The sequence below is a fragment of the Luteimonas sp. TWI662 genome, from assembly GCF_039673825.1.
Classification (GTDB): Bacteria; Pseudomonadota; Gammaproteobacteria; order Xanthomonadales; family Xanthomonadaceae; genus Luteimonas.
This window is the reverse complement of record NZ_JBDJMI010000012.1, coordinates 109,197-116,855: the sequence shown is the minus strand read 5'-3', so window position 1 is coordinate 116,855 and position 7,659 is coordinate 109,197. Positions and strand designations below refer to the sequence as shown.

Here is a 7,659-nt window from a genome sequence, read left to right as displayed (position 1 = left end):
CTTCCGAACAGTCGCCTGTGCTCCGTTTCCTCCCCCCGCTTGCGGGGAGGGAGCAATGGCAGCTCTCTCCCGAACCGCCGCCTGTGCTCTTCTCCATCCCCCGCCTGCGGGGGAGGGCCGGGGAGGGGGCGAATGCAGCCCGGACGACCGACTCAGCCCTGCAACGTCGCCAGCGCGTCGTTGAAGGTGGCGCTGGGGCGCATCGCCTGCGCGATCTTCGCCAGATCAGGGTGGTAGTAGCCGCCGATCTCCACCGGCTTGCCCTGCGCGCCGTTGAGCTCGGCGACAATCGCCGCTTCGTTGTCCGACAGCGCCTTGGCCAGCGGCGCGAACGTCGCCTTCAGCTCGGCATCGTCGTCCTGCGCGGCCAGGGCCTGCGCCCAGTACAGCGCCAGGTAGAAATGGCTGCCGCGGTTGTCCAGCTCACCCACCTTGCGCGCAGGCGAGCGGTTCTCATCGAGGATGCGGCCATTGGCCGTGTCCAGCGTTGCCGCCAGCACCTTGGCCTTGGCGTTGTCGCGCGTCTGGCCCAGGTGCTCGAGCGATGCGGCCAGGGCGAGGAACTCACCGAGCGAATCCCAGCGCAGATAGTTCTCTTCGACGAACTGCTGCACGTGCTTGGGCGCCGAACCGCCGGCCCCGGTCTCGAACAGCCCGCCGCCGGCCATCAGCGGCACGATCGACAGCATCTTCGCACTCGTACCCAGTTCCATGATCGGGAACAGGTCGGTCAGATAGTCGCGCAGCACGTTGCCGGTCACCGAGATGGTGTCCTCGCCCTTGCGGATGCGCGCCAGCGAGAACGCCGTCGCTTCGACCGGCGGCAGGATGCGGATGTCCAGGCCGCTGGTGTCGTGATCCTTGAGATAGGTCTCGACCTTGGCGATCACCTGCGCATCGTGCGCACGCGCGCTGTCGAGCCAGAACACCGCCGGCGTCGCCGACAGGCGTGCACGGCTCACGGCCAGCTTCACCCAGTCCTGGATCGGCGCGTCCTTGGTCTGGCACATGCGCCAGATGTCGCCGCTCTCGACCGCGTGCTCGAACACCACGTTGCCGTCGGCGTCGCTCACCCGCACCGTGCCGTCGGCCGGAATCTGGAACGTCTTGTCGTGCGAGCCGTATTCCTCGGCCTTCTGCGCCATCAGGCCGACGTTGGGCACCGAGCCCATCGTCGCCGGGTCGAACGCGCCGTGCGCGCGGCAGTCCTCGATCACCGCCTGGTAGACGCCCGCGTAGCAGCGGTCCGGGATCACCGCCTTGGCATCCTGCAGCTTGCCAGCGGCGTTCCACATGCCGCCCGAGTCGCGGATCATCGCCGGCATCGACGCATCGACGATCACGTCGCTGGGCACATGCAGGTTGGTGATGCCCTTGTCGGAGTTGACCATCGCCAGCGCCGGGCGCTGCGCGTACAGCGCATCGATATCGGCGCGGATCGCGTCCTGCTGGTCCTGCGGCAGCGACTGGATGCGCGCGTACAGATCACCGATGCCGTTGTTCGGATCGAAGCCCACCTTGGCCAGCGCATCGGCGTACTTGGTCAGCACATCGCGGTAGAACTCGCCCACGACCACGCCGAACATGATCGGGTCGGAGACCTTCATCATCGTCGCCTTGAGGTGCAGCGAGAACAGCACGCCCTGCGCCTTCGCATCGGCGATCTGCGCCGCGACGAACGTCGCCAGCGCCTTGCGCGACAGCACCGCCGCATCGACGATCTCACCGGCCTGCACCTTCACCGGATCGCGCAGCGCGGTGACCGCGCCATCGGCGCCGACCAGCTCGATCGTCAGCGCACCGGCCTTGGCGATCGTCGCCGAGCGCTCACTGCCGTAGAAATCGCCATCGTCCATGTGCGCAACGTGGGTCTTCGAATCCGACGACCACTTGCCCATGCGGTGCGGATGCTTGCGCGCGTAGGCCTTCACCGACGCCGGCGCGCGGCGATCGGAGTTGCCCTCGCGCAGCACCGGATTGACCGCGCTGCCCTTGACCCGGTCGTAGCGCGCCTTGGCGTCGCGCTCGGCATCGTCCTTGGGCGTATCGGGGTAGGCCGGCAGGTCGAAGCCCTGCGCCTGCAGTTCAGCGATCGCCGCCTTGAGCTGCGGCACCGAGGCGCTGATGTTCGGCAGCTTGATGATGTTGGCCTCGGGCGTGGTGGCCAGCGCACCGAGCTCGGCCAGGTGGTCGCCGATCTTCTGCGCGTCGGTCAGCCGCTCCGGGAACTGCGCCAGGATGCGCCCAGCCAGCGAGATGTCGCGGGTCTCGACCGCGATGCCCGCCGTGCGCGTGAACGCCTCGACGATGGGCAGCAGCGACTGCGTGGCGAGGAACGGGGCCTCGTCGGTGAGCGTGTAGAGGATCTTGGAGGTATCGACCATGTCGGGCGTGTCTCGTCGGAAGTCGTCGGGGAGAAAACGCACCATGGCCACCCGGCGCAGCCAGCGGCTGCCCCGTGGCGCTGCATCCGCAAGGGGACAAGGCCATGGCACGCGCGTCGCGAACGACGCAGCGCCCCGCATTGTCGCGTGTTTGCCGGGGGCGCGAAAGGCGACGGGGCGGGTGGGGGACATACGGGACAGGATGGCCCCCGGTGCGCACCAAAGCGGTCAGACGGCCGCGCGTCGTACTGCGTCGGTGCGCAAGCCGGGCCTCGACGCCGCATCGATGGGGCGCGGACGTGCCACTGTCTCGCGATCACGCATCAGTGTTCGAGGCGGGCGGCTTGCGCCTGGCACTGCCCGATGATTCGGGTAACGGTCCGGCATCGGTCCTCGGGCTGGGGCTCGCGGCTGACGCCGTAACGGGGCACAGCGCATCGATCAAGATGCGCCGGGCCTCGTCTTCCATCGAATGGCCGTGTTGCGCTGCCAGAATGCGCAGACGCGCGAGCATGTCGTCGTCTAAGTCATGCAGAGTCAAGCTGTCCAAGCGATCGTCTCCTAACCGAGGCCGAAGTCATAGACCGTGCGATAACAGTGCACGTTATGTCTCCGCACCATCGACCGTCAGCATCAATACGCCCTTGCCGGCGGTGATCCGCAGACGCGTGCCGACGTTGAAGCCCAGCGCGTCAAGCCAGAGCCCGCTCAAGCGTAGATAGGGCACCTCGTCGTCGCCCCGGTAGCGATCGTGCGTCGCGTAGTGGTGGTAGCTCACCGTGCAGCGTCGTGGTCGGCGCGGACGCCGGGGCCGGGCGGGGTGGTCGTGACCGAAATGACGTGGGGTGCCCGTATCGGTAGGCGATGAGGGCGTGCCGGCTCGGACTCCGCGGACGGTGATGTCGAGGTTGTCGGTTTGGCGGTACATGCGAATCCTCCATGACGAACGTGCGCTCAAAAAGCGAATGTTGTTCGACAACGGGAGCGGGCCCGCCGCTGCGCAGCAGCGCAGCGGCGAACCCGACCCGTCAGCCGATCAGTGCAGGGCGAGTTGTTCCGACACACGCGCAGGCGCTGCGACGCCGTACGCCGGCCGGTCCTCGCGCACGCCGCTATGCGGCTTGGCGCTGCGCTCGATCAGCTGATCCTGCACCTGCTCCAGGATTTCTCGGACGGCATCGGCACCCTCCGAGATCGCCAACCCCAGCGTCGGCACCGTGGCATCGGCCAGATCGTCCTCGTGGCCCGACGCCAGCACGTCGCCATGCGCCATCAGCGTTTGCACCAGCCGGTCGAGTGCGTCTGCCTGATCGATGGTGACGCCGAAGACGTACGCCTCCGGGATATCGATTGCACGCGCCGGCGAATCCGCCGTGGCGTACGGCGTCGCATACGGCGTATCTTCCGGGTCGGCCGCAGGCTCGTCTGGTGGCGTGGCAGCGTCGTCGCTCGCCGTTGCGGCACGTGCCTTGGACGGCGCGTCCGGGCGCGGCCGCCACGCCATGGCCTCCAGCACCAGTTCGGCCTGCTCGGCCAACATGGCCAGGCACGTCGCCAGCTCGCCGTGGCTGACTTCGGGTGGGTCGTCCAGTTCCTCATCGCGCGTGCGCGGCTCCGCCAGACGCGACAGAAACTCCATGTGGTCGCGCAGCTTCGTCAGCCGCGTGCGGTCGTCCTCCGGCAGAAAGTAGCCAGCCCGCTCGGTGTCGTGCGTGTCGTGGTTCGACATGATGTTGCCTCCTTCAGTCCATCGAAGTGACCCGCCACCGAAGATGGCGACGGGAAGTCGGGAGGCTAGAAACCGCTACGAGCCGGCGGGCGTATTCCCCCGAAGGGTGTTGTATTAGCCGCCCTCCCGACGCAGGCAACACGTCGGTTGTGGCCGAAAGATTCGGACACAAAAAACCCACCGGTTTTTCGGAGGTGGGTACCGCTCGTAGAGGAGTTTCTAGGCTCCGTGGTCGATTGTGCGAGGGGGTTGTGCGCTTGTCAAGTGACCCGTCTGCTTTCGGTCAGGAGCGGACATTGGCGAGCGCTCATATCTCCATCCCAAGTCCAATGCCCGGTCAAGAACCAGCAACGCTCCGTGGCCTAGTCGTGCGCCCCTTTAAGATCGCGGTGACGCTGGAGCGCACCATCGCACACGTGACCAACGCGACGAAATGGAAGCGCCGGCGGACTGAGTCGAGGACGCAAGAACGGTCCCAATAGTGAGTTCTCGCAGCCCCATTTCTCGATCACCCGGCGTCGCGCGGCGACGGATGGCCGGGCGCGTCGCTGGCTCTTATGCTTGGTCTCGGTGAACTCGGGGCCGGGACATGGCGATATATGAGGAAGTGCTGGCATGGGCGGACAGGCTGCCGCCGTGGCGTCAGGATGCACTGCGGCGCCTTTGTGTCCAAGGAGGATGGGACGATGCCGATCTTGCTGAGATTCTAGATCTTGCCAAGCAACACCACGGAATCGGCAGCGCGCTAGACCCTGCACCGCAGCCGACCCCGTTCGCCAGAGATCATTTTCCCGCCGAAGCGAACCATGACGAAACCGTGGTTCTGACGTCCCTGCACACGCTGGTCAATGTCGGGAGAATTCCGAGAGACCAGACCCTGGAGTTCCAGTCGCAAGGTCTCACCATCGCGTACGGAGGCAACGGCACAGGAAAGTCAGGCTATGCGCGCGTGCTAAAGCAGGCGTGCCGTACCAGGAGCCCCGGCACCGTCTACGCCAATGCTTACGAACCGAACTTCCCGCAGCTCACACCTAGCGCCACCATTGCCTTCGAGCTGGACGGGACCCCGGATCAAGCACACTGGAGCGGTCAACGCGGCCACGTCTCGCGGCCCGAACTCCGCGGCATCTCCGTCTTGGACAGCGACTGCGCGCGCCACTACCTTCAGGCAAGGGAAGCGGCCACCTTTCAGCCGACCGCCCTCACCTATCTTCATCAACTGGCCAACGGCCTGAATCAGGCGCTGCGTCCGCGGCTTCAGGCTGAGATCACTGGGCTCGCGGTGGATGTCACACCGTTCAACGTCATTCCCGCCGACACCGCGGCGGGCCGGGCCGTACATCCGATCAGCGCCACAACCGATCTGGCGCGGGCGCGTGCACTTGCGGAACTCACCGCAGACGAGCAAGCGCAGCTTGCACGCCTGCCGCAGGAGATCAGCGAGGCGGACCCCACGGCCAAGGCAACGCTGCTGGAGACCGCCGCGACGAAGGTCGACGACCTGGGCAACGCTATCGGCACCGCTGCCGGCGTTGTATCTGATGATGCGATCGACGCCGCACAGTCGGCGCATCGAAGTTTACTCGACGCGGAGGCGGCCGAGCGAGCCGCATCGGACCTACTGCAGGCCGAAGAGACCACGCCGCTGCTTTCAGGCACAGGCCAAGGCCCTTGGGCGCTCCTGTTCAAAGCCGCACGCGAGTATTCGACCGGCGCGGCATATCCGGAACAAGCCTTCCCGGTCACCGGCGAAGGCGCGCAATGCGTGCTTTGCCAGCAGGAACTGACGCCGGCAGCAAGGGATCGTTTGCAGCGTTTCGATCGCTATGTCCGGGACACGGCGTCCGAAGCGGCCCAAGCCGCGCGCAACGCTTGGCAACAGCTCGTCCGCGACGTTGCGCAGGCGACGGTCACGTTTACCGTCTCTCCGGTCATGTCCGACAGCCTCAGCGGGCGCATTGAGACGCTGCCTGGCGATATCCGAATCTTCCAGGAAGACTTGCTCTCTCGCCTTCAGTGGCTCAGGGCCGCGGTGGCGAACGGGGAATGGCTGGGCAGGCCGACGTACCGCGGCGCGATTCCGACCGCTTCGATCCGCCAGATCGCGGACAACTTGCGCGCCGAGGCGAGTGCCTTGCGCGCCAACCTCGACGCCGCAGCCCTAGCGACGAAGCGGCTTCGCCTGAAGGAACTGGAAGCGCGGCGACTGCTCTCGGAGCACATCGACAGCATTGCCCAGGTGGTCGGCAATTTCGGCCACAAGGCGAAGCTTCAGAAGTGCCTTGAGGATATTAGTAACACTCGCCAGATCAGCCTGTTCGCAGGCCAGCTCGCCAGGACCTACATCAGCGAAGCGCTGGCCGACAGAATGAACGATGAGCTGAGGAAGCTGGATCTCTACCATATCCGCGTCGGCGTCAGTTCAACCGGCGACGCCGGTTCGGTACGTCTCGGCATTCTCCTTCCCGACAGCCAGCTCGACCTACACCTCGTGCTCAGCGAAGCCGAGCAGCGCATCTGCGCGCTCGCGTACTTCTTCGCGGAACTCCAACAATCGGGATCCACTTCCGGAATCGTATTCGACGATCCGGTGTCGAGCCTCGACCACAACCACCGAACCGCCGTGGCGAGAAGGATCGTCGAAGAGTCGGCGGTCCGGCAAGTCATCGTCTTCACCCACGACGCGGTGTTCTTCGGAGAACTGAACACGCTTTGCGGGGACGCCGGGCGGGCGCCCAGCGTGAAATCGATCAGCTATCGCGCCGAGGGCCCCGGATACATCGGCGCAGGATTGCCTTACGACATGCGGCGACACCGCGAACGTATCGCGCAGCATCGTGCCGATCATCAGAAGATCGCCGCCAACTTCAACAACCCACCGGGAGACACCGAGCGGCTTGCGATCCGCAACGCTTACGACGACCTTCGGGTGACGATCGAGGTCGGAATCGAGGACACGATTCTCAATGAGACCGTCGTGAGGTTCCGCGACAACATCTCGGTCGGCCGACTCGACGGCGTGATTATCGTTCAGGATGCAGAGTACCGCGAGGTTCAACGCCTGCATGACAAGTGCTGCCGAAACGTCCGGGCGCATTCCCACGCCGCAGGCCAGCAGCGTGCGGTGACGCAGCCAGCCGAGCTGCTGCAGGACATTGACGCGATAGATGCGTTGTTTCAAGGTATCCGCAGACGCAGAGGCTGAATTCGTCCCCAGCTTGGCAACGCGCACTTCGCAATGGGGCAGATGCCTCAGATGCTCAGGGCAGAGGTAACCCGAACCTACAAGCCGCCTCTGTTGGAGCGAGAACTCGGTCCGAACACTCGGGTCAGAGTGTGATTTCGGATGGCCGCTTCGGGTCGGGAGCGGACTCGCCCGGTAGGTAACGACTGAACTTAGCGTGCCGTACATTTGTGCGGTGAGCGCTTGGGAACCTAGACCGACCTGATCGATCGCGCCGTAGTCCCGCAGAGGCCTTCGCACGCTGCAGGGCAACTGATGGCCCGAAGGTCACGCGCCCCCGGCTGCCCTATCATCGACGCGCA

At 65.6% G+C, this 7,659-nt stretch carries 4 protein-coding genes and 1 pseudogene; 1 reads left to right on the top strand and 4 read right to left on the bottom strand.

Annotated features, from left to right (window positions below):
• Nucleotides 1-152: 152 nt before the first annotated feature.
• The 4 genes and pseudogenes from ABE488_RS10400 to ABE488_RS10385 all read right to left on the bottom strand — a co-directional run bounded on the left by ABE488_RS10400 (nt 153) and on the right by ABE488_RS10385 (nt 4,113).
• The gene (locus ABE488_RS10400) at nt 153-2,384 is read right to left on the bottom strand and encodes an NADP-dependent isocitrate dehydrogenase (RefSeq protein WP_346448251.1); all 2,232 of its coding nucleotides are present in this window, start codon (nt 2,382-2,384) and stop codon (nt 153-155) included.
• Nucleotides 2,385-2,700: 316 nt separating this feature from the next.
• On the bottom strand, nt 2,701-2,934 hold the full coding sequence (locus tag ABE488_RS10395) for a hypothetical protein (protein ID WP_346448245.1): 234 nt from the start codon (nt 2,932-2,934) through the stop codon (nt 2,701-2,703).
• 54 nt (nt 2,935-2,988) lie between these two features.
• Nucleotides 2,989-3,195: pseudogene (locus ABE488_RS10390) on the bottom strand (SymE family type I addiction module toxin); the annotation flags it as partial.
• Nucleotides 3,196-3,420: 225 nt separating this feature from the next.
• A complete protein-coding gene (locus ABE488_RS10385) occupies nt 3,421-4,113 on the bottom strand; it encodes a hypothetical protein (RefSeq protein ID WP_346444490.1) in 693 nt (230 codons plus the stop codon).
• Nucleotides 4,114-4,702: 589 nt separating this feature from the next.
• On the opposite strand from ABE488_RS10385, the gene ABE488_RS10380 reads away from it, so the two are divergent.
• Nucleotides 4,703-7,318 carry an AAA family ATPase gene (locus ABE488_RS10380; protein ID WP_346448244.1) on the top strand — a complete coding sequence of 872 codons (2,616 nt, stop codon included), beginning with the start codon at nt 4,703-4,705 and terminating at the stop codon, nt 7,316-7,318.
• Nucleotides 7,319-7,659 lie beyond the last annotated feature (341 nt).

Bases quoted from the DNA above. Each gene is read 5' to 3' on its own strand.
- ABE488_RS10400 (WP_346448251.1), bottom strand. From the start codon at position 2,384: ATGGTCGATACCTCCAAGATCCTCTACACGCTCACCGACGAGGCCCCG.
- ABE488_RS10385 (WP_346444490.1), bottom strand. From the start codon at position 4,113: ATGTCGAACCACGACACGCACGACACCGAGCGGGCTGGCTACTTTCTG.
- ABE488_RS10380 (WP_346448244.1), top strand. From the start codon at position 4,703: ATGGCGATATATGAGGAAGTGCTGGCATGGGCGGACAGGCTGCCGCCG.